Origin of the sequence: Raineyella sp. (assembly GCF_034933565.1) — a bacterium.
Lineage (GTDB): Bacteria > Actinomycetota > Actinomycetes > Propionibacteriales > Propionibacteriaceae > Raineyella.
Genome location: NZ_JAYFNG010000064.1, coordinates 1 through 22444, shown reverse-complemented (window position 1 = coordinate 22444; position 22444 = coordinate 1). Strand labels below are relative to the sequence as shown.

Below are 22444 nucleotides of genomic sequence, written 5' to 3'. Positions count from 1 at the left end.
GGCCGTGTCCCTATCAGCGGTCAACCAACGCCACCAGACCCGGTGACAACACCCCCCGGATCATCAACGACAGGGGCAATAAGTCATGCCGGGCCTGGCGACCAGCACCCCCATCATCAGGGGTACGAAGAAGGTAACGGGTGCCCGTCCCGGGGGGCCGGTGTCGGGCCCCGGACCTATGCTGGGCCGCATGGCCGATCCGTCCACGTACCGCCCCGCGCCCGGGTCGATCCCGCTCGAGCCGGGTGTCTACCGGTTCAGCGACGCGCACGGTCGGGTCATCTACGTCGGCAAGGCCAAATCGCTGCGCCAGCGGCTGAGTTCCTACTTCGCCGACCTGTCCTCCCTGCATCCCCGCACCCAGGCGATGGTCACCACGGCCGCCCGGGTCGACTGGACGGTGGTCCAGAACGAGGTGGAGGCACTGGGCCTCGAGTACACCTGGATCAAGGAGTTCGCCCCGCGGTTCAACGTGATGTACCGCGACGACAAGTCCTACCCGTGGTTGGCCGTCACCTGGTCCGACGAGTACCCGCGGGTGTTCGTCGGCCGCGGCAAGAAACGGCGCGGCTGGCGCTACTTCGGGCCGTACGGCCATGCCTGGGCGATCCGCGACACCGTCGACACCCTGCTGCGGGTCTTCCCGATGCGCTCCTGCACCGCGGGGACCTTCCGCAACGCCCGGGCGGCGGGCCGGCCCTGCCTGCTCGGCTACATCGGCAAGTGCGTCGCCCCCTGCGTCGAGCGGGTGACCGCCGAGGAGCACCGGGCGATCGCCGACGACTTCTGCCAGTTCATGGCCGGCCGCTCCACCGGACTGGTCCGGCGGCTGGAACGGGAGATGACCGAGGCCTCGGCCAACCTGGAGTTCGAGCGGGCCGGGGTGCTGCGCGATGACATCGCCGCCCTCAACCTGGCGATGGAGAAGAACGCCATCGTGCTCGGTGACGGCACCGACGCCGACGTCATCGCGATGGTCGCCGAGGAGCTGGAGGTCTCGGTGATGGTCTTCCACGTCCGCGGCGGCCGGGTGCGCGGTCGACGGGGCTGGATCGCGGACCGTACGGCCGACCAGGCCGAGCCGGAGCTGGTCGGCAGTTTCCTCACCCAGCTCTACGGGGCGGCCGGTGAGCTCGAGGTGACCGACGGCGAGGTGAACGGTGAGGCCCGGCCGATCCCGCGGGAGGTGCTGGTCCCGGTCCTGCCGGACGACGCCGAGGTGTACGCGGAGTGGCTCGCCGAGCGCCGCGGCAGCCGCGTCTCGCTGCGCGTGCCGCAGCGCGGGGACAAGCGCACCCTGCTCGACACCGTGACCCGCAACGCCGAGGAGGCGCTCGCCCGGCACCGGACGAAGCGCTCGGTGGACCTCACCGCGCGGACCCGGGCACTGGAGGAGATCCGGACGGCCCTCGCGCTGCCGACCCCGCCGCTGCGGATCGAGTGCTACGACATCTCCAACCTGCAGGGCACCAATGTGGTGGCGTCGATGGTGGTGTTCGAGGACGGCATGGCCCGCAAGTCGGAGTACCGCCACTTCACCATCAAGGGGGTCGAGGGGCAGAACGACGTCGCGTCGATGTACGAGGTGATCACCCGCCGGTTCAGCCGGATGCTCCGGGAGCAGGAGGTGCTCAAGGAGGCCCACGTCCGGGAGGGTGACGGGCCGGCGCTGGTCGACCCGGTCACCGGCCGGCCGCTGAGGTTCGCGTACGCCCCGGCGCTGGTGGTCGTCGACGGCGGTCCACCGCAGGTCGAGGCGGCCCGCCGGGCCCTGGCCGACCTCGGCATCACCGACATCGGGCTGTGCGGCCTGGCCAAGCGGCTGGAGGAGGTGTGGGTGCCGGACGAGGACTTCCCGGTGATCCTGCCGCGGACCTCCGAGGGGCTGTACCTGATGCAGCGGGTGCGCGACGAGGCGCACCGCTTCGCGATCACCCACCACCGCACCCGGCGCAGCCGGTCGATGCTGGAATCCATGCTCGACGACATCGCGGGCCTCGGCCCGGGGCGCCGGGCGACGCTGATGAAGGAGTTCGGGTCGGTGAAGAAACTGAGGTCCGCCACCGAGGACGAGATCCGTGCGCTGCCCGGTTTCGGGCCCGCCACGGCACGGGCGGTCGTCGAGGCCGTCGGGGCCGCGCCGCGGCGCGAGGTGCTCAACACGGCCACCGGCGAACTCACCGAGGAGTGAGGGGAATGACGTCAGGAGCGGTGCATCCGGGACCCGTGCTGGATAATGGGGCCGTGGCAGCACAGGAACAGCGGGTACTCATCGTCACCGGTCTGAGCGGGGCCGGGCGGTCCTCGGCTGCCAACGCGCTGGAGGACGCCGGCTGGTACGTGGTGGACAACCTGCCGCCGCGACTGGTGCCGGAGCTGGCCCGGATGCTCGGGGCGGCCGGCATCCACAACCTCGCCGCGGTGCTCGACGTGCGCAGCCGCGCCCTGTTCGCCGACGTGATGCCGGCGCTGGCCGAGCTCCGGGCGACCGGGCTGGACATCGACCCGGAGATCCTCTTCCTCGAGGCGAACGACGAAGTGATCGTCCGACGCCAGGAATCGGCCCGGCGCCCGCACCCGCTGCAGGGCAGCGGTCGGCTGCTCGACGGGGTGAAGGCGGAGCGGGCCCAGCTCGGGGCGCTGCGCTCGGTCGCCGACCTGGTGATCGACACCTCCAACCTCAACGTGCACCAGTTGCGCGACCGTGTCTCGCACGCGTACGGGGGAGAGGAGCGGAAGTTCCGCGCGACCATCGTCTCCTTCGGTTTCAAACACGGCGTCCCGGTGGACGCCGACCTCGTGCTGGACGTCCGGTTCCTGCCGAATCCGCACTGGATCCCCGAGCTGCGGCCGATGACCGGCATGGACCAGCCGGTCCGCGACTACGTGCTCTCCCAGGACGGCGCGACGGACTACCTGGACCGGATCGAGGGGCTGCTCGGCGAGATCGTCATCCCCGGCTACTGCCGCGAGGGCAAGTGGCTGATGACCATCGCGGTCGGGTGCACCGGCGGCCGCCACCGGTCCACCTCGATGGCCATCGACCTCAGCCGCCGGCTCGGCCTGAGAGGCATCCCCACCTCTGTGGTGCACCGGGACGCGGAGCTGCTCTGAGATGCTCGCCGCAGATCTGGGATTCGATCGTCGCCCTGCCGTCACCGCCCTGGGCGGCGGACACGGGCTGTACGCCAACCTGTCCGCACTGCGCCGGATCACCGACCGGCTGACCGCGGTCGTCACCGTCGCCGACGACGGCGGCTCCTCGGGCCGGCTGCGCCAGGAGTTCGACATCCTGCCGCCCGGCGACCTGCGGATGGCCCTCGCCGCGCTCTGCGGTGACGATTCCCAGGGCCGGCTGTGGGCCGAGATCCTCCAGTCCCGGTTCGCCGGCCACGGCCCGCTGGGCGGCCACGCCATCGGCAACCTGCTGATCGCCGGCATCTGGCAGAAGGTGGACGCCGTCACCGGGCTCGAGATGGTGGCCCAGTTGCTCGGCAGCCGCGGGCGGGTGCTGCCGATGTCCGGTGTGCCACTGGAGATCGAGGCCGACGTGATCGGCTACGACCCGCTGCACCCCGACGAGATCAGCGTGCTGCGCGGCCAGGCCCGGATCGCCTCCACCCGGGCCGAGGTGTCCGGGATCCGGCTCGTCCCCGAGGACCCGCCGGCGGTGCCGCAGACCGTCCAGGCGATCCACGAGGCCGACTGGGTCATCCTCGGGCCGGGCTCCTGGTTCACCTCGGTGATCCCGCACCTGCTCGTCCCTGAACTGGCCGATGCCCTGGTCCGCACCCGGGCCCGGCGGATCCTCACGATGAACCTCCGGCCGGCCGGCGAGACCTCGGGCTTCACGCCCTCGCGCCACCTGGAGGCGCTGGCCGACCACGCTCCGCAGCTGCGGCTCGACGTGGTGCTGGCCGACCCCCGGTTCGTCGCCGACGACCGGGGCCACCTGGAGGGCTTCGCCCACTCGCTGGGCGCCGAACTGGTCGTCACCGACGTGGCGATGCGGGACGGATCCGCCCGGCACGACCCGCTGCGGCTGGCGTCGGCGTACGCGGAGATCATGGGCCTCTGAGCGGGCGCCGGGTCCCGTGCGCCGGTCCGGTGATGCGGCCCGCCGAGCCCCGTGTGGGACGATGGGGCAATGGCGATGACCCAACAGGTGAAGGCGGAACTGTCGACTGTCCCCGTCACGAGGACGACGTCCCGGGTCGCGGAGATGGCCGCGGTGCTCCGTTTCGCCGGAGGTCTTCATCTCGCCGGGGGCCGGATCGTGATTGAGGCCGAGCTCGACACCGGCGCCGCGGCGCGCCGGCTGCGAACGGCGATCCAGGACGTCTTCGGCTACTCCTCCGACCTGGTCGTGGTCAACGGGTCGGGCCTGCGCAAGGCCACCCGCTACGTCGTCCGGATGACCAGCCACGGCGACGACCTGGCCCGCCGCACCGGCCTGGTCGACCCGCACGGCCGCCCCGTCCGGGGCCTGCCGCCGCAGATCGTCGGGGGTGACCTGGACGCCGCCGTCGCCGCCTGGCGGGGCGCCTTCCTGGCGCACGGCTCGCTCACCGAGCCCGGCCGGTCGATGGCCCTGGAGATCACCTGCCCGGGCCCGGAATCGGCGCTGGCCCTGGTCGGCGCCGCCCGGCGGGTCGGCATCGGCGCCAAGGCGCGGGTGGTCCGGGAGGTCGACCGGGTCGCCATCAGGGACGGTGACGCCATCGCGGCGATGCTCACCCGGCTCGGTGCCCACGAGTCGGTGCTGGCCTGGGAGGAACGGCGGATGCGCCGTGAGGTGCGGGCCTCCGCCAACCGCCTGGCGAACTTCGACGACGCCAACCTGCGGCGGTCGGCCCAGGCCGCGGTGGCCGCCAGTGCCCGGGTCGGACGGGCCCTGGAGATCCTCGGCCCCGACGTGCCCGAACACCTGCGACGGGCCGGTGAGCTGCGGATGGAGAACAAGCAGGCCAGTCTCGAGGAGCTCGGCCGGCTGCACGAGCCGCCGCTCACCAAGGACGCCATCGCCGGCCGGATCCGCCGGCTGCTCGGGATGGCCGACAAGCGGGCCGCCGAGCTCGGCATCCCCGACACCGAGGCCAGCATCACCCCCGAGATGCTCGATTCCGGTGACTGACCGGCTGACCGAGTGGCCTGGCCTGAGTGGCTTGACCGGCCTGCGGACCGGCCCGGCTGACTGATCGGCCGGGTGGCGGTGGCCCGGCCGTGGCGCCGGTGGGGCTCAGTAGGCCCGGGGCATCCCGGTCAGGTCGGGCGCCCGGTCGCCGAGGATGTGCGCGACCTGCGCCCGCCCCGCGGTCAGCAGCAGCCCGGAGTCGCTGCTCGGATTGACCATGTCGGCGCCCTCCTCGGCCCAGTACCGGGCCTCCTCGGCGTCGGCGCAGTAGATCGCCATCTTCAGCCCGTGCTCGTGGCTGCGGGCGAGGATGGTGTGGACCATGTCGACGATCTGTTGGGGCATCGTCCCCCCGGCGGTCAGCCCCACGCTGAGCGCCAGGTCGTTGGGGCCGACGAAGACCCCGTAGAGGCCCGGGGTCGACATGATCGCGTCCATGTTGTCGTACCCCTCCTTCGACTCGATCTGCGGCCAGACCTGGATGACCTCGTCGGCCTCCTGGAAGTACGACGGACCCGCGTAGAGGGTGCCCCGGGTGGGGCCGAGGGAGCGGGTGCCGCGCGGCGGGTAGAAGCACGCCGCCGCGACGGTCGCGGCCTGCTCCGGGGTGGCGACGTCGGGGACGATCACGCCGTACGCCCCGGCGTCGAGCAGCCAGCCGATCTCGCGCGGGTCCTGGCTGGGGGAGCGGACGAATGGGCTGGCCTGCCCCGCCGAGACCGCCTGCAGCATCGCCATGATCGCGTCGCGTCCGAACATGCCGTGCTGCGCGTCGATCGTCACGGAGTCGAAACCTGCGTACGAGAGGATCTCGGCGATGTAGGTCGACTCCATCGTGACCCAGGCGTTGACCGCGGTGCGGCCGGACCTGATGGCGTCATCGACCCGGTTCGTCCGGAGCATCGGTGGTCCTCTCGGGGCGGGGGAGCTGGGTCCGCGGCCCCGCAGAGGGACCTCGACAGGGGCGCGGCGACGCGCCCCCGCAGCATCCTACAGGTAGTCACAGTGGGGTACCCCGCGTGCGTGGGCGTCAGAGGTGGTTTATAGGCTTGGGCATGTCCGTCAGGGTGGACGGGCCCACCCCCTCATCCACCAGTCGTCTTTTCTAGGAGACACACACATGACCGTCAAGGTTGGCATCAACGGTTTCGGCCGCATCGGCCGTAACTTCTACCGAGCCCTGGTCGCCTCCGGCGCTGATGTCGAGGTCGTCGGCGTCAACGACCTGACCGACAACCACACCCTCGCCCACCTGCTCAAGTACGACTCGATCCTCGGCCGCTTCGACGGCGAGGTCACGTACGACGAGGAGTCCCTCACGGTCAACGGCCACAAGATCATGGCCTACGCGGAGAAGGATCCGACGGCGCTGCCGTGGGGCGAGATCGGCGCGGACATCGTGATCGAGTCGACCGGCCGCTTCACCGACGCCACCAAGGCCCAGGCCCACATCCAGGCCGGCGCCAAGAAGGTCATCATCTCCGCCCCGGCGAAGAACGAGGACAAGACCATCGTGATCGGCGTGAACGACGCCGAGTACGACCCGGAGAAGCACAACATCATCTCCAACGCGTCGTGCACCACGAACTGCCTCGCCCCGATCGCCAAGGTGCTGAACGACGAGTTCGGCATCGTCAAGGGCCTGATGACGACCATCCACGCCTACACCGCCGACCAGAACCTGCAGGACGGTCCGCACAAGGACCTGCGTCGCGCCCGCGCCGCGGCCCTCAACATCGTCCCGACCAAGACCGGTGCCGCCCAGGCCGTGGCCCTGGTGCTGCCGGAGCTCAAGGGCAAGTTCGACGGCTACGCCCTGCGCGTGCCGACCCCGACCGGTTCGGTCGTCGACCTCTCGTTCGAGGCCGGCCGCGAGACCACCATCGAGGAGGTCAACGCCGCCGTGAAGAAGGCCGCCGAGGCCAACCCGACGGTGATCGCCTACACCGAGGACCCGATCGTCTCCAAGGACATCGAGACCGATTCGCACTCGACCATCTTCGACTCGGGCCTGACCAAGGTGATCGGCAACCAGGTCAAGATCGTCACCTGGTACGACAACGAGTGGGGCTACTCCAACCGCCTCGTCGACCTGGCCGTCCTGGTCGGTTCGAAGCTCTGATCTGATCGGTCCCCGGCCGACAGTGCACAGCGCAGCGGGGTTGGCCATCGGCCAACCCCGCTGTCGCACCCGAGGGCCGTGCCCGGAACCCGCGGGTAACCCAAGCAGTTCCCCACATTCCTGAGGAAGGTACGAAGTGAAGTCAATCGAAGATCTGGGTGATCTCCAGGGCAAGCGGGTGGTCATCCGCTGTGACCTGAACGTGCCCCTGGACGGTGGCACCATCACCGATGACGGCCGCATCCGTGCATCCCTGCCGACCCTCAACGCGCTGCGCGAGGCCGGCGCCAAGGTCGTCGTGCTGGCTCACCTCGGTCGCCCGAAGGGCCAGGTCAACCCCAAGTACTCGCTGGCGCCCGCCGCCGCACGGATGTCCGACCTGCTCGGCGTGGAGGTCAAGCTGGCCGAGGACGTCGTCGGCCCGTCCGCCGAGGCCCTGGTCGCCGGGATGTCCGCCGGTGACGTCGTGATGCTGGAGAACGTCCGCTACGAGCCGGGCGAGGAGTCCAAGGACGAGGCCGAGCGCGAGGCGCTGGCGGCCAAGTACGCCGCCTTCGGTGACGTCTTCGTGTCCGACGGCTTCGGTGTGGTGCACCGCAAGCAGGCCTCCGTCTACGACTTGGCCAAGAAGCTCCCGAACGCCGCCGGCAAGCTGGTCAAGGCCGAGATCGACGTGCTCAAGCAGCTGACCGAGGAGCCGGCCCGGCCGTACGTCGTCGTCCTCGGTGGTGCCAAGGTCGCCGACAAGCTCGCGGTGATCGACAACCTGCTGAAGACCGCCGACACCCTGGTGATCGGTGGCGGCATGGCGTACACCTTCCTCAAGGCCAAGGGCTACGAGGTCGGCACCTCGCTCCTCGACGAGGAGAAGGTCGAGACCTGCAAGGAGTACATGGCGAAGGCCGAGGCCGCGGGCAAGCAGCTGCTGCTGCCGGTGGACACCGTCGTCTCCCCGGCCTTCCCGTCCGGTGACGGGCCGTTCGAGTCGACCGTGGTCGACTCCGACAAGCTGCCGGCCGACCAGATGGGCCTCGACATCGGCCCGAAGACCGCGGCGATCTTCGCCGAGGCGATCAAGGGCGCCCGGACGGTGTTCTGGAACGGTCCGATGGGCGTCTTCGAGGTGCCGGGCTTCTCCGCCGGCACCAAGGCCGTCGCGCAGGCGCTGACCGAGGTCGACGGCCTGTCCGTCGTCGGTGGCGGCGACTCGGCCGCCGCTGTCCGCGAGCTCGGGTTCGCCGACGACCAGTTCGGTCACATCTCCACCGGTGGCGGCGCCTCGCTGGAGTACCTCGAAGGCAAGACCCTGCCGGGTCTGGCCGTCCTCGGCTGACGAAGGAGCACACGCGATGACAGCACGCAAGCCTCTGATGGCGGGCAACTGGAAGATGAACCTGGACCACTTCGAGGCCACCTCGACGGTCCAGAAGCTGGCCTGGGCGCTGGCCGATGCGAACTACGACCCGGAGAAGTCGGAGGCGGTCGTCCTGACCCCCTTCACCGACATCCGGTCCGTGCAGACCCTGATCGAGTCGGACAAGCTTCCGCTCGGCTTCGGCGCGCAGGACGTCTCCGCCCACGACGCGGGCGCGTACACCGGCGAGGTGTCCGCGACCATGCTGAAGAAGCTCAACTGCACGTACGTGGTCGTCGGCCACTCCGAGCGTCGTCAGTACCACGCGGAGACCGACGAGATCGTCAACGCCAAGTCCCGCAAGGCGCTCGAGGCCGGCATCACGCCGATCGTCTGCGTCGGCGAGGGCCTGGACATCCGCAAGGAGGGGCGTCACGTCCCCTACACCGTCGCCCAGGTCGAGGGTGCCTTCGCCGGCTGGACCGCCGATGAGGTGTCCCGAGCGGTCATCGCGTACGAGCCCGTCTGGGCCATCGGCACCGGTGAGGTCGCGACCCCGGCGGACGCCCAGGAGGTGTGCGGGGCCATCCGCGCCAGCCTCGCGTCGTCCTTCGGCGCCGATGTCGCCGAGACCGTCCGCGTCCTCTACGGCGGCTCGGTGAAGGCCGGCAACGTCAAGGAGATCATGGCGCAGCCGGATGTCGACGGTGCCCTCGTCGGAGGCGCCAGCCTCAAGGCGGAGGACTTCGCGCCGATCGTCACCTTCTACGCCTGACATCCCGTACGACCCTGCGGAGGCGGGTACCCGGATCACCGGGTGCCCGCCTCCGGCGTCTGTGCGGCCCGTTCGACTCCGGACCGATCGCCTCCGGGGGTTCCGGTTCCGGCTGTTCCCGGCACGGCAGCGGGGCTCGTCCGAGCCGGACGGAATCGGCGATCCCGCAGGGACGGGCGGGACAGATCGTCGCCCCCGCGGCGGACGCCCCGTGTCCAGCGACGTCGCCCCTTTTCGGCGCCGGAACACTGCTGGGTTAGGGTTGTCGTCATGTGGTGGCCCATCCTGACGCTCTCCATCGTGCTCGTGGTCCTGAGCGTGATCCTGACCGGGTTCATTCTCCTGCACAAGAACCGCGGTGGCGGGTTGTCGGACCTCTTCGGCGGTGGCATGTCCTCGTCGATGGGCGGTTCGTCGATGGCCGAACGCAACCTCGACCGACTGACCCTCGTCATCGGCATCATCTGGCTGGCGTGCATCGTCGGGCTGCTGGTGCTGTACCGGGCCCATCCGGGCGCCTGACGGGTCGAACGACAACCTGGGACAAGGGAGAACAACGAAGTGATCGGTGGTAGCGCGATCCGTGGCAGCCGCATCGGGGCCGGACCGATAGGGGAGGCCGATCGGGGCGATGCCGCACCGCGGCGATACGTCTCCTACTTCTGCGCGAACGGGCACGAGACCCGGCCGGCGTTCGCTGCCGAGGCGGAGATCCCTGCGGAGTGGGACTGCCCGCGTTGTGGCCTGCCGGCCAACACCGACGAGCTCAACCCGCCGGCGCCGCCGCGGACCGCGGTCTACAAGACGCACCTTGCGTACGTCAAGGAGCGTCGCTCCGACGCGGAAGCCCGGGAGATCCTCGCGGAGGCCCTGCAGTCGCTGCGGGCCCGTCGTGCCGCCGGCGAGGTCATCTACTGATCCACCTGATCGACATCCGCCCCGGTGCGCACTGCGCACCGGGGCGGAACGTCGTCAGCGACCGTCAGGGCGCGGCTCAGGACGTCAGCGGGTGCGCCGAGAGTTCCAGGGCGCACTGGCCGTTCTGTCGCACCAGCTCCGCCAGCACGTCGGCCAGCACGACGTCGTCGTCCATCCGGCGCAGTTCCTCGGTGATCAGTTCGTCGACGTTGCGGCGCCGCAGGGCCACCTTGCGCTCCGGCTGGCCGGGCATCCGGTAGACGGTCTCCTCCAGGTCGGTCCGGACGATCTCCACGACGCCGGCCGGCGTCTGCAGCCGGGCGGCGGTGATCCCGGGGCCGGCGGTCTGGACGACCTTCACGTCCACGCCCAGCCGCAGGCCCAGCCAGGCCGCGAGCAGGCTCGCCGGGGCGTTGTCGGTGGCGGCCTCCACCGTGGCGGCGGTGACCGGCCGGCGGACCTGGTCGAGGGCCGCGGCGAGCAGGGCGCGCCAGGTCGTTGTCCGGGTCCAGGCCAGGTCGGTGTCGCCCGCCGAGTGGTAGTACGCCCGGTCGATGATCGCCTGGGTCGGGTTCACCGCGCCGAGGGCGTCGGTGATCCGGCGGTTGGCGAGCTTGCCGATCCGGTCGGTGAGCAGGTCCTCCGGGGCCTCGTTGGGCCACCAGACGACGACCGGGAGGTCGGGCACGAGCAGCGGCCGCAGCACCGAGCCGGGGTGCTCGACCGTACGGCCGCGCATGGTCAGCACGATCACGTCGCCACGCGCCTCGGTCTCGGTGTGGATCTCGGCGTCCAGTCCGTCGGGGGCGCCGGGATCGCGGATCACGATCAGGATCCGGGAGGGGTGCTCGCGGTTGGCCGCCAGCGCGGCGTTGTAGGCCTCCCAGTAGTCGTCGCGGTCGGTGGCGACGATGAACGTGTGCACCATGCCGCTGCCGGCGTTGCCCAGTTCGTGGTGGTGCGCCAGCAGGGCACTGGTCACCTTGCTCGCCGTGGTGTTCTTCATCTCGATGGTCATCTCGGGCTTCTCCTCAGCAGCGGGTGATCAGGGCCGGCGCCAGGCCACGCCGTCGCGGGCCAGCATGGCCTGCGCGGACTTCGGCCCCCAGGTGCCGGGGCGGTAGGTCTCGGGCCGGGAGTTCTGTCCCGCCCAGTAGTCGAGCACCGGGTCGAGGATGCGCCAGGACTCCTCGACCTCCCGGCTGCGCGGGAACAGCGGCGGATCCCCGAGCAGCACGTCCAGGATCAGGCGTTCGTACGCCTCGGGGCTGGACTCGGTGAAGGAGGAGCCGTACTCGAAGTCCATGTTCACGTCGCGGACCTCCATCTGCGTTCCCGGCACCTTGGCGCCGAACCGCAGTGTGACGCCCTCCTCGGGCTGGATCCGCAGCACCAGGGCGTTCGCCCCCAGGGTGGCCGTGTCGTGGGCGTTGAACGGCACGAACGGCAACGTCTTGAACTGCAGCGCGATCTCGGTGACCCGGGTGGGCATCCGCTTGCCGGTGCGCAGGTAGAACGGGACACCCGCCCAGCGCCGGTTGTGCACGTCGACGCGGATCGCGGCGTACGTCTCGGTCGTGGAGTCGGCCGGGATGCCGTCCTCCTCCAGATAGCCCTTGATCAGCTCGCCACCCGACCAGCCGCCCTCGTAGATGCCGCGGGCGGTGTGCTGGTCGAACCGGCGGGTGGCGCTGGTGGCCTCGAGGACCTTCTCCTTCTCGGCCCGCAGCGCGTCGGCGCCCATCCCGGTGGGCTCCTCCATCGCGGTCAGCGCGAAGAGCTGCAGCAAGTGGTTCTGGATCACGTCCCGGGCGGCACCGACCCCGTCGTAGTAGCCGGCCCGGCCGCCGATGCCGATGTCCTCGGCCATGGTGATCTGGACGTGGGAGAGGTAGTTGTTGTTCCACAGCGGCTCGAACATGGTGTTCGCGAACCGCAGCGCCAGCAGGTTCTGCACCGTCTCCTTGCCGAGGTAGTGGTCGATCCGGAACACCTGGTCCTCGGTGAACGCGGACGACACCACCCGCTCCAGCTGCTTGGCACTGGCCAGATCGCGCCCGAACGGCTTCTCGATCACCACCCGCTTCCACGAGCTGTCGGTCTGGTCGGACAGCCCGTGCTTCTTGAGCTGGTTGATCACCACCGCGAAGTACTTCGGCGGGACGGACAGGTAGAACGCGTGGTTGCCGCCGGTGCCCTGGTGGCGGTCCAGATCCTCCAGCGTGGCCTTCAGCCGGCCGAACGCCTCGTCATCGGTGAACTCGCCCTGGACGAAGCGGATGCCCGCCAACAGCTGCTGCCAGACCTCCTCGCGGTAGGGCGTACGGGCGTGCTCGCGGACCGCCTCGCCGACCACCTGGGCGAAGTCCTGGTCCACCCAGTCGCGGCGGGCGAAGCCGACGAAGGCGAAGCCCGGCGGGAGCAGCCCGCGGTTCGCCAGGTCGTAGACCGCCGGCATCAGCTTCTTGCGGGCCAGGTCGCCGGTGACGCCGAACATCACCAGCACCGAGGGGCCGGCGATCCGGGGGAGGCGACGGTCCCGTACGTCACGCAAGGGGTTGGTGTACGGGGCGGCGTCCTGCGGCGGTGCCGCCACTGCGCTGTCCTGGGTCATGGTTCTCCTTCACGTCAAAGGGTCGTCCCCACCGTACATTTGCTTCAGCCTTCAACAGCGGCTGCTGGTCGGGGACCCCGCCACCGCCCCGGGGACACGACAGGGGCCGGCACCCATGGTGCCAGCCCCTGCAGCCCCTCGGCGGGGATCGGACGTTGTGGCGACGGTCGGACGTGCCGAGGGTCGCGCGGACGGTCAGACGCGCGGACGGTCAGACGTGCCGAGGGCCAGACCTGTCGACGGTCGGACGTCGCGACGTCAGGCGTTGTCGAGCGCGGCCCGGACCGTGGCGAGCAGCTCGTTCCAGGACGCGATGAACTTGTCCACGCCCTCCTTCTCGAGGACCAGACAGACGTCAGCCATGTCGACCCCGGCGGCGGCGAGGGCGTCGAAGGTCCGGTGGGCCTCGGCGTAGTGGCCGGTGATGGTGTCGGCGGTGGTCTCGCCGTGGTCGGCGTAGGCCATCATCGTCTTCTCCGGCATGGTGTTGACCACGCCGTCGACGATCAGCTCGGCGACGTACATCGTGTCCGCGTACGCCGGGTTCTTCACGCCGGTCGAGGCCCACAGCGGGCGCTGCGGGTTGGCCCCCCTGGCCGCCAGCGCCTGCCAGCGGTCGGAGGCGATGGTCCGCTCGAACAGCTCGTAGGCGAGCCGGGCGTTGGCCAGGCCGGCCCTGCCCTTGAGCGCGGCGGCCTCGTCGGTGCCGAGGGCGTCGAGGCGCTTGTCGACCTCGGTGTCCACGCGGGACACGAAGAACGAGGCGACCGAGTGGATCGTCGACAGGTCCTTGCCTGCGGCGGCGGCCTGCTCGAGCCCGGCCATGTAGGCGTCCATCACCTGCTGGTAGCGGGTGACCGAGAAGATCAGCGTCACGTTGATGCTGATGCCCTGGGCGATCGTCGCGGTGATCGCCGGCAGCCCGGCGGGGGTCGCCGGGATCTTGATCAGCACGTTCTCGCGATCGACGAGGGCGTGCAGCTCCTTCGCCTGGGCGATGGTCGGATCGGTCCGGTTCGCCAGGCGGGGATCGACCTCGAGGGAGACGCGGCCGTCGAAGCCCTTGGAGGCGGCGTACAGGTCGGTGAAGAGGTCGCAGGCGGTGCGGACGTCGTCGGTGGTGGCGATCCGGATCACACCCTCGACGTCCTGGCCGGCGGCCTTGAGCTCGGCGACCTGGTCGGCATAGTCCTCACCTCTGGACATCGCGCCGGCGAAGATCGTCGGGTTGCTGGTGACGCCGCTGACCGAGTACTCGTCGATCAGGTCCTGCAGGTTGCCGGAGGTGAGCCGGGCCCGGGAGAGGTCGTCCAACCAGATGGACACCCCGGCGTCGGCCAGGGACTTCAGTCGTTCGTTCATGGGGGTTCCTTCGCGTGTTTCCGGGCGGGTCAGGCGCCGAGGCGGGCCGGGCCGCAGGCGGCGCGCCGGTTGGTCAGGGTGGGGCCGGCGGCGACCGCGGCGAGGGACTCCTGGGCCGCGGCGACGACGGCCTCGGGGGTCAGGCCGAACTTCTCGAACAGCAGCCCACCGGCGGCGGAGGCGCCGTAGTGGTCGAGGGAGACGATGCGACCGGCGTCGCCGACCAGCTCGCTCCAGCCCAGCGCGATGCCGGCCTCGACCGCCACCCGGGCGCGGACGTCGGTCGGCAGCACGGCGTCGCGGTAGGCGTCGTCCTGCTCGTCGAACCACTCCCGGCACGGCATGGAGACCACCCGGGCCTTGACCCCCTCGGCACCGAGCCGCTCCTGGGCGGTCAGCGCGTACTGCACCTCGGAGCCGGTGCCGATCAGGATGACGTCCGGCGTCCCCTCGCAGTCCTTGAGCACGTAGCCGCCCCGGGCGACCCCGGTGGCCTCCGCGTACCCGTCGGTGCCGCGCGGCACGATCGGCAGGTTCTGCCGGGACAGGACCAGGCCGGCCGGGCGGTCGTGGTGGCGCAGGATCTGGGCCCAGGCCTGGACGGTCTCGTTGGCATCGGCCGGGCGGACGACGTCGAGGCCGATGATGGCGCGGTAGGCGGCCAGGTGTTCGATCGGCTGGTGGGTGGGGCCGTCCTCGCCGACGCCGATGGAGTCATGGGTCCACACGTACGTCACGGGCAGCTTCATCAGGGCCGCCAGCCGGACCGCACCGCGCATGTAGTCGGCGAAGACGAAGAACGTGCCGCCGTAGATGCGGGTGTCACCGTGGGTGGCGATGCCGTTGAGGATCGCCCCCATGGCGTGCTCGCGGATGCCGAAGTGCAGCACCCGGCCGTACGGGTCGCCGCGGAACTTCTTCGACTGACGGTTCTCCGGCAGGAAGCTCGGCTGGCCGTCGGGGGTGGTGTTGTTCGAGCCGGCGAGGTCGGCCGAGCCGCCCCACAGCTCGGGCATCACCGGGGCCAGCGCGGAGAGCACCTTGCCGGAGGCGGCACGGGTGGCGATGCCCTTGGGATCGGCGGCGAAGGTCGGCAGTGCGTCCTCCCAGCCGGCCGGCAGCTCGCGGGCGGCCAGCCGGTCGAAGAGCGCCTTGCGCTGCGGGTTCGCCGCGGCCCAGCGGTCGAAGTCGTGCTGCCAGGCGGCGCGGGCCGCCTCGCCGCGGGTGACCAGGTCACGGGTGTGGGCCAGCACGTCGGTGTCGACGGCGAAGTGCCGGTCGGGATCGAAACCGAGCACCTCCTTGGTGGCGCGGACCTCGTCCTCGCCCATCGCCGAGCCGTGCACCCCGCCCGTGCCCTGCTTGTTCGGGGCCGGCCAGCCGATGATCGTCCGCAGCCGGATGAACGACGGCTTGTCGGTGACCGCCTGGGCGGCGATGATCGCGTCGTACAGGCCGGCGACGTCCTCGACGTAGTCCTGGCCGGGCCGGCGCCAGTCGAGGGTCTGCACGTGCCAGCCGTACGCCTCGTAGCGCTGGGCGACGTCCTCGTTGAAGGCGATCACCGTGTCGTCCTCGATCGAGATCTCGTTCTCGTCGTAGATCACGATGAGGTTGCCGAGCTGCTGGGTGCCGGCGATCGAGGACGCCTCACCGGAGACGCCCTCCTCGAGGTCGCCCTCGGAGCAGATGACGTAGACGCGGTGGTCGAAGGGTGATTCACCCGGCGCGGCGTCGGGGTCGAACAGGCCGCGCTCGCGGCGGGCGGCCATCGCCATGCCGACGGCGTTGCTGATGCCCTGGCCGAGCGGACCGGTGGTGGTCTCGATGCCGGCGGTGTGGCCGTACTCGGGGTGGCCCGGGGTCTTCGAGCCCCAGGTGCGCAGCGCCTCGAGGTCGGACAGCTCGAGGCCGAAGCCGCCGAGGTACAGCTGGACGTACTGGGTGAGTGAGGAGTGCCCGGCGCTCAGCACGAAGCGGTCGCGGCCGACCCACCGGGTGTCCTTCGGGTCGTGGCGCATCACCTTCTGGAAGAGGGTGTAGGCGACCGGGGCGAGACTCATCGCGGTGCCCGGGTGGCCGTTGCCCACCTTCTGCACGGCGTCGGCGGCCAGGAGCCGGGAGGTGTTCACCGCCTTCTCGTCGAGGGCGCTCCAATCCAGAGCAGATGTGGTGGAGGTAACGGTCATTCCTGCGTCCTTTCCGGCGGCACTGCCGAGGGTGTCCTCGACGTCACGTAACAGAGACTACGCAGCCCCCCGCGGCGACCGGCACGGGGTGGACAGGTGCCGCGGCGCCGGACGGCCGTGATCCCGCGCCGTGGCGGGGGATCCTGCGCCACGGCGACCGCGGCACCGGCCGCCGGCAGGTGCCGATCCACCGGTGTGCCGAAGGTGGTACGAACGGTGGGTGCGCGGCGGGTTCCCGGGTACTGTGAGCCGGAGCAGGTCCGGGGGTCGCGGACCGCCGGAAGGGAAATGTGTCAGTAGTGGACGCCCAGTCGAGGTCGGACTCCCCTGAAGGAGCTCTCGCCGCCCCGGTGCGCGCCGGGTTCGTTGACGTCGTCGGGGCCTACGTACGGCTGACCAAACCCCGGGTCATCGAGCTGCTGCTGATCACCGCGGTGCCGGCGATGTTCCTCGCCGCCCGCGGAATGCCGCGCTGGCAGGACGTGATCGTCGTCCTGGTCGGTGGCTACGCCGCCGCCGGCTCGGCGAACGTCTTCAACAACGTGTACGACCGCGACATCGACGAGCAGATGCGCCGGACCCGCCGCCGCCCGATCCCGCGCCACGAGATCACCGGACCCTCCGCCCTGGTCTTCGGCATCGTGCTCGGCCTGGTCGCGCTGGCGGTGCTGGGCCTGGGCGGCAACCTGCTGTCCGGTGCGCTGGGCCTGGCCGCGATCCTGTTCTACGTCTTCGTCTACACGATGCTGCTCAAGCGTCGTACGGCGCAGAACATCGTCTGGGGCGGCATCGCGGGCTGTTTCCCGCCGCTGATCGCCTGGACGGTCGTCACCGGCTCGGTGTCATGGGCGCCGCTGGTGATGTTCCTGATCGTCTTCTTCTGGACCCCGCCGCACACCTGGGCGCTGGCCATCCGCTACCGCGAGGACTACGCGAACGTCGACGTGCCGATGCTCCCGGTGGTGAAGCCGGCCACGGTGGTGGCCGACCAGATCCTCCTCTACACCGTCATCACGGTGCTCACCACGCTGGCGCTGTGGCCGATCGGCGGCACCGGCTGGCTCTACCCGGTGGTCGCCCTGGCCGGCGGTGCCGCGTTCCTGTGGGAGGCCGTCGCGCTGTGGCGGCGCGCGCACCGTGGACTCACCGACGCCGCGCTCAAGCCGATGCGACTGTTCCACTGGTCGAACTCGTACCTGGCACTGGTCTTCCTCGCCCTGGCGGTCGATCCGCTGCTCTTCTGATCGGTCGATCATCGCCCGGCACGGCGGGCATCCACGGCCCGGCAGGCGCGTCCTGCCGGGCCGTACGACGTCCGGGCCCGGCGGGGGAGCGGGTGGATCCGGGGCCCCGGTTGCGTGCGTCGATATGGCGTGGGCCGGATCCTGTGGAATAATTGCGTGCAGGTCGGGGCACCGCCGGTGCCCCAGGCCGGTGAGGCAGTGCCCGTGGTGACAGTGCGGGCCCCGCTCCTCGAGACCGCGACGACCGGCAACGGATCGACCGCGGCGGGGTAGGCGGGCCGCCGTCTCCCGGAGACCACCAGCTTTGTGACGCGACAGGCGTCCTCCGCCCGCCGTACCCGACCCGGTGTCGGTGCCCGGAGACCCGTCGCGACACCTGTCACCGGTGCGCTCTGCGCATCGGGTGAAGGAGAGCCATGCTCGATCCCGAGCAGAACACCACCGCCCCCGTCGATGACGGACTTCCCAAGCCCCCGGCCGGACGTCGGTCGCGCCGCCGTCCCGCCGGACCGCCGGTCGAACCCGTGACGGCCGCGGTGACCCCGGCCGCCGACAGCCTGCCCGGCCTGGCCCCTGCACCGGCCGACGAGACGCCGGTGCAGGCCCCGGTCGCGGAACCGGAGGCGGCGACCCCTGCCCCCGCAGCCGAGCCGGAGGTCGTCGAGGAGGAGGTGGCCGAGGCGGCTGCCGAGGTCGACCCCGAGCAGTCCGGCGTCGAGGCATCCGCCGAGCAGCCCGACGTCGAGGCGAACGCGCTGATCGAGATCGAGGCCGTCGCCACTCACGCCGATGAGGCCGCCACCGGCCAGCCCGACGACGAGGCCGAGGCGACCCACCCGGCCGGCGCGGCAGGGGCCGAGGAAGAGACCTCCGACGAGCAGGAGGAGGACGAGGCGGAGGACGGCGAGGGGGCCCAGCAGTCCACGCAGCCGCGCCGCCGTCGCCGTCGCCGGGGCGGCCGTCGTCGTCACGGCGGCGAGGGCCAGCAGTCGGCCGCCGACGAGGAGACCATAGAGGGCGCCGAGCCGGAGGGGACAGCCGAGGCTGCTGCCGCCCGGCAGCAGAGCTCCGCCGAGGAGACAGCCGTCCAGCAGGGAGCCGCCGAAGCGGAACAGGCCTCGGGTAACGAGGCGGGGGCGGCCGCGGCCGGGTCGGCCACCGACCGGGCCGAGGGCGAGGGGAGCTCGTCGGGCTCCTCGCGTCGTCGTCGGCGCCGCCGCCGTCGCGGCGAGGACGCCAGCACCGGTGCCGAGGACGACCCGACCGACGTCGTGGTCAAGGTCCGCGAACCGCACGCCGCCGCCGGCGACCAGATCCACGCGGTCGAGGGGTCGACCCGGCTGGAGGCGAAGCGTCAGCGCCGCCGTGAGGGCCGCGCCGCCGGTCGTCGCCGCGCCCCGATCGCCTCCGAGGCGGAGTTCCTGGCCCGCCGTGAGTCGGTGAAGCGCCAGATGGTGCTCCGCCAGGGTGAGGAGTACACCCAGATCGCCGTCCTCGAGGACGGTGTCCTGGTCGAGCACTACGTCGACCGTGAGTCGTCCTCGTCGCTGATCGGCAACATCTACCTCGGCAAGGTGCAGAACGTGCTGCCGTCGATGGAGGCCGCCTTCATCGACATCGGCCGTGGCCGCAACGCCGTGCTCTACGCCGGTGAGGTCGACTGGGACGCGTACGGCGCCCCGAACTCCGATCGCCGGATCGAACGCGTCCTGAAGTCGGGCCAGACGGTCGTCGTCCAGGTGACCAAGGACCCGGTGGGGGCCAAGGGGGCCCGGCTGACCAACCACGTCTCCCTCCCCGGCCGCTACGTGGTGTACGCCCCCGGCGGCCATCTGTCCGGCATCTCGCGCAAGCTGCCCGACGTCGAGCGCAAGCGGCTGAAGCACATCCTCGCCGACCTGATCGAGGAGAGTGCCAGCGTCATCGTCCGCACCGCGGCCGAGGGTGCCACCCAGGAGCAGCTCGTCCACGACGTCAGCCGGCTCAAGTCCCAGTGGGACGCCATCGAGAAGCGGGCCAAGCACGCCGCCGCGCCGCAGCTCCTCTACAGCGAGCCGGATCTGACCATCCGGACGGTCCGCGACCTGTTCACCGAGGACTTCGCCGAGCTCGTCATCGACGGCAACGGTGAGGACAACGACGCGTACGAGTCCCTGACGGACTACCTCGAGCACGTCGCGCCGCACCTGCGTGAGCGGGTCGTGCACTGGGACCGCCGGGCCCGCGGTGACGTCTTCGCGCACTACCGCCTCGACGAGCAGATCGCCAAGGCGCTGGAGCGCAAGGTGCACCTGCCCTCCGGCGGCTCGCTGGTCATCGACCGCACCGAGGCGATGACCGTCATCGACGTCAACACCGGCAAGTTCACCGGCCACGGCGGCAACCTCGAGGCGACGGTCACCGCCAACAACCTCGAGGCCGCCGAGGAGATCGTCCGCCAGCTGCGACTGCGTGACATCGGCGGCATCATCGTCGTCGACTTCATCGACATGGTGCTGCCCAGCAACCGGGAGCTGCTGTTGCGCCGGCTGGTCGAGAGCCTGGGCCGGGACCGTACGCGGCACCAGGTCTCGGAGGTGACCAGCCTCGGCCTGGTGCAGATGACCCGCAAGAAGATCGGCACCGGTCTGGCCGAGGCCTTCACCGAGCCCTGCGAGGTGTGCAACAACCGGGGCTACATCATCCACGACATGCCGGTGGCGACCCAGGCGCCGGCCGACGGCGGTGACCGGCAGGGACGTAACAGCCGCAAGCGCAACCGGGGCAAGTCGTCCACCGCGCCCGCCACCCAGCCCACGCCGCCCCAGGAGACCGAGGGCGAGCAGGTCACGGTCGAGTCCCGCGCCGCCGCGCAGGCCGCGATGAACGCCGTCGCCCACGCCGGTGCGAAGCCCCGGTCGGACGAGGCGGAGGCCGGCGCCGAGGAGCGTACGACCCCGGCGGCAGCTCCCGAGGGGCAGCCGGAGGAGCAGGCGGAGCAGATCGCCGCGACGGGTTCCCGGCCGCGTCGGTCCTCGCGGTCGCGCGGCAGCCGTCGCCCGGCCGGTGCGCCGGGCGCCGAGTCCGTCGCACCGGTGACCGAGTCGGCCGCCGAATCGGTCACTGAGGCCTCCGCGGGACCGGTGGCCGAGGAAGCCGCCGGATCGGTCGCCGAGACGCCCACCCGAGCCGGTGCACCGGCCGGTGAGGAGCCGACCGTGGCCGTCGAGGGCCGGGCCACCGAAGGTGCCGGGTCGCCGACCGGGCCGGTGGAGGCCCCGGCCGATGCCCTGGCCGAGATCGTCGCCGCGCTGGTCGGCGCCGATGCCGAGGCGCCGGCGCTGATCGAGGCGGCACCTGCCGAGGCCCCGGCCGCGAAGCGGACGACGACCCGCAAGGCCGCTACCAAGAAGGCGACCACCGCGAAGCGGACGACGACGGCCAAGAAGACGACCGCGGCCGCAACGGCGAAGAAGGCCCCCGCGAAGCGGACGGCCCGGAAGACGACCGCCGGAGCGACGATCGACGCCGCCGAGGCCGACCGGTCGGCCGAGTCGATGCCGGCTGAGGCGCCTGCGGCGGCGCTGCCGTCCGATACGTCGGTGACGGAGCTGCCGGCGGGGACGTCCGTGGCCGACCGTGCGGCCGTGGGGACCACCGAGGCAGCTACGGCCGCCCCGGCAGCCCGTACGGCCCGCAAGAGCACCCGAAAGACGACCAGCAAGACCGCCACGGGCACGGGCACCCGGTCCCGGACCCGCAAGACGGCCACGGCGGCGTCCCCGGAGGCAGCGGGAGGTGCGGTGACCGAGCCCGTCCAGGACGCGTTCGTGCCCGCCCCCACGCCTGTCGAGCCGTCCACGGACGGCTCCGAGGACTGATCGGTTTGACCGGGACCGACCCGACTGCGTAGTCTTGACCCTCGGCGCATTCAGGACCCCAGGGCTTCGTAGCCGGGGTGCTCCGATCGCCGCACGACGGATTGATGGCAGTCGGGTCGGAGGACCCGGCATGGCGTAGGTCTCCGGGGCCCCCGTACGGGATGCGGGCACGGCGGGACACGGTCCGGGTGAGACAGATTCGACGAAGAGAGAAGGATAGCCGTGTACGCGATCGTGCGCAGTGGCGGCCGCCAGCACAAGGTTGCCGTGGGGGACGTTGTCGAGATCGACAAGGTCGCTGACGAGGTCGGTTCCACCGTTCAGCTCCAGCCGCTCCTGCTGGTCGACGGCGAGACCGTGACCTCGGACTCGGATGCCCTCGGCAAGATCGAGATCACCGCCGAGGTGCTCGCCGAGACCAAGGGCCCGAAGATCCGGATCCTGAAGTTCAAGAACAAGACCGGTTACACCAAGCGCCAGGGGCACCGTCAGCGGTACACCCAGGTCAAGGTCACCGACATCAAGGCCTGAGGGAGGACCGAGCATGGCACACAAGAAGGGCGCGTCCTCGACGCGCAACGGTCGTGATTCCAACGCGCAGCGCCTCGGCGTGAAGCGCTTCGGTGGCGAGTCCGTGAACGCGGGGGAGATCATCCTGCGCCAGCGCGGCACCCACTTCCACCCCGGTGACGGCGTGGGCCGCGGCAAGGACGACACCCTGTTCGCCCTGGTCCCCGGCAAGGTCGAGTTCGGCACCCGCCGCGGTCGCCGCGTGATCAACATCAAGCCCGTGGAGGTCGCCGCGGCCGCCGAGTGAGGCACCGCAGCACACCACAGCACGTACGGAAGGGTCGTCCCCGCGGGGACGACCC

Annotated in this window: 17 protein-coding genes and 1 pseudogene; 13 read left to right on the top strand and 5 right to left on the bottom strand. The window is 71.0% G+C overall.

What is annotated here, in order from left to right:
• Positions 1 to 190: 190 nt before the first annotated feature.
• The 4 genes from uvrC to whiA all read left to right on the top strand — a co-directional run bounded on the left by uvrC (position 191) and on the right by whiA (position 5134).
• Complete coding sequence (uvrC, locus tag VB059_RS14410) at positions 191 to 2191, top strand: excinuclease ABC subunit UvrC (RefSeq protein ID WP_323422666.1); 2001 nt, start codon at positions 191 to 193, stop codon at positions 2189 to 2191.
• Between the two features lie 53 nt (positions 2192 to 2244).
• Positions 2245 to 3114 carry an RNase adapter RapZ gene (gene rapZ, locus VB059_RS14405; RefSeq protein WP_323422665.1) on the top strand — a complete coding sequence of 290 codons (870 nt, stop codon included), beginning with the start codon at positions 2245 to 2247 and terminating at the stop codon, positions 3112 to 3114.
• A gap of 1 nt (position 3115) precedes the next feature.
• The gene (locus VB059_RS14400; protein ID WP_323422664.1) at positions 3116 to 4078 is read left to right on the top strand and encodes a uridine diphosphate-N-acetylglucosamine-binding protein YvcK; all 963 of its coding nucleotides are present in this window, start codon (positions 3116 to 3118) and stop codon (positions 4076 to 4078) included.
• Positions 4079 to 4147: 69 nt separating this feature from the next.
• Positions 4148 to 5134 (top strand): DNA-binding protein WhiA, encoded by a 987-nt coding sequence (whiA, locus tag VB059_RS14395; RefSeq protein ID WP_323422663.1) that lies wholly within the window; start codon positions 4148 to 4150, stop codon positions 5132 to 5134.
• A 105-nt stretch (positions 5135 to 5239) separates the two neighbouring features.
• Here whiA and VB059_RS14390 read toward each other — a convergent pair whose 3' ends face one another.
• Complete coding sequence (locus VB059_RS14390; protein ID WP_323422662.1) at positions 5240 to 6037, bottom strand: HpcH/HpaI aldolase family protein; 798 nt, start codon at positions 6035 to 6037, stop codon at positions 5240 to 5242.
• A 217-nt stretch (positions 6038 to 6254) separates the two neighbouring features.
• Between VB059_RS14390 and gap the strand changes: the two genes are divergently transcribed.
• The 5 genes from gap (at position 6255) to VB059_RS14365 (ending at position 10303) form a co-directional block, all read left to right on the top strand.
• Positions 6255 to 7256, top strand: coding sequence for a type I glyceraldehyde-3-phosphate dehydrogenase (gap, locus tag VB059_RS14385; protein WP_323422661.1), 1002 nt, complete (start codon positions 6255 to 6257; stop codon positions 7254 to 7256).
• Positions 7257 to 7392: 136 nt separating this feature from the next.
• Complete coding sequence (locus VB059_RS14380; protein ID WP_323422660.1) at positions 7393 to 8589, top strand: phosphoglycerate kinase; 1197 nt, start codon at positions 7393 to 7395, stop codon at positions 8587 to 8589.
• A gap of 16 nt (positions 8590 to 8605) precedes the next feature.
• Positions 8606 to 9385, top strand: coding sequence for a triose-phosphate isomerase (gene tpiA, locus VB059_RS14375; protein ID WP_323422659.1), 780 nt, complete (start codon positions 8606 to 8608; stop codon positions 9383 to 9385).
• A gap of 270 nt (positions 9386 to 9655) precedes the next feature.
• A complete protein-coding gene (secG, locus tag VB059_RS14370; protein ID WP_323422658.1) occupies positions 9656 to 9907 on the top strand; it encodes a preprotein translocase subunit SecG in 252 nt (83 codons plus the stop codon).
• 39 nt (positions 9908 to 9946) lie between these two features.
• The gene (locus VB059_RS14365) at positions 9947 to 10303 is read left to right on the top strand and encodes an RNA polymerase-binding protein RbpA (protein WP_323422657.1); all 357 of its coding nucleotides are present in this window, start codon (positions 9947 to 9949) and stop codon (positions 10301 to 10303) included.
• A gap of 76 nt (positions 10304 to 10379) precedes the next feature.
• Here VB059_RS14365 and VB059_RS14360 read toward each other — a convergent pair whose 3' ends face one another.
• The 4 genes from VB059_RS14360 to tkt form a co-directional block, all read right to left on the bottom strand.
• A complete protein-coding gene (locus VB059_RS14360; protein ID WP_323422656.1) occupies positions 10380 to 11321 on the bottom strand; it encodes a glucose-6-phosphate dehydrogenase assembly protein OpcA in 942 nt (313 codons plus the stop codon).
• Between the two features lie 27 nt (positions 11322 to 11348).
• Entirely contained in the window at positions 11349 to 12917 is a 1569-nt protein-coding gene (gene zwf, locus VB059_RS14355; protein ID WP_323422655.1) for a glucose-6-phosphate dehydrogenase, read from the bottom strand.
• A gap of 258 nt (positions 12918 to 13175) precedes the next feature.
• A complete protein-coding gene (gene tal / locus VB059_RS14350) occupies positions 13176 to 14279 on the bottom strand; it encodes a transaldolase (RefSeq protein ID WP_323422654.1) in 1104 nt (367 codons plus the stop codon).
• Between the two features lie 29 nt (positions 14280 to 14308).
• The gene (gene tkt, locus VB059_RS14345; protein ID WP_323422653.1) at positions 14309 to 16468 is read right to left on the bottom strand and encodes a transketolase; all 2160 of its coding nucleotides are present in this window, start codon (positions 16466 to 16468) and stop codon (positions 14309 to 14311) included.
• Between the two features lie 290 nt (positions 16469 to 16758).
• Here tkt and VB059_RS14340 point away from each other — a divergent pair, with 290 nt between their 5' ends.
• The 4 genes and pseudogenes from VB059_RS14340 (at position 16759) to rpmA (ending at position 22389) form a co-directional block, all read left to right on the top strand.
• Entirely contained in the window at positions 16759 to 17712 is a 954-nt protein-coding gene (locus tag VB059_RS14340) for a heme o synthase (RefSeq protein ID WP_416339567.1), read from the top strand.
• A gap of 854 nt (positions 17713 to 18566) precedes the next feature.
• A pseudogene (locus VB059_RS14335) lies at positions 18567 to 20492 on the top strand (Rne/Rng family ribonuclease); the annotation flags it as partial.
• A 1302-nt stretch (positions 20493 to 21794) separates the two neighbouring features.
• A complete protein-coding gene (gene rplU / locus VB059_RS14330) occupies positions 21795 to 22103 on the top strand; it encodes a 50S ribosomal protein L21 (protein ID WP_323422652.1) in 309 nt (102 codons plus the stop codon).
• A gap of 13 nt (positions 22104 to 22116) precedes the next feature.
• Entirely contained in the window at positions 22117 to 22389 is a 273-nt protein-coding gene (rpmA, locus tag VB059_RS14325) for a 50S ribosomal protein L27 (protein WP_323422651.1), read from the top strand.
• Positions 22390 to 22444 lie beyond the last annotated feature (55 nt).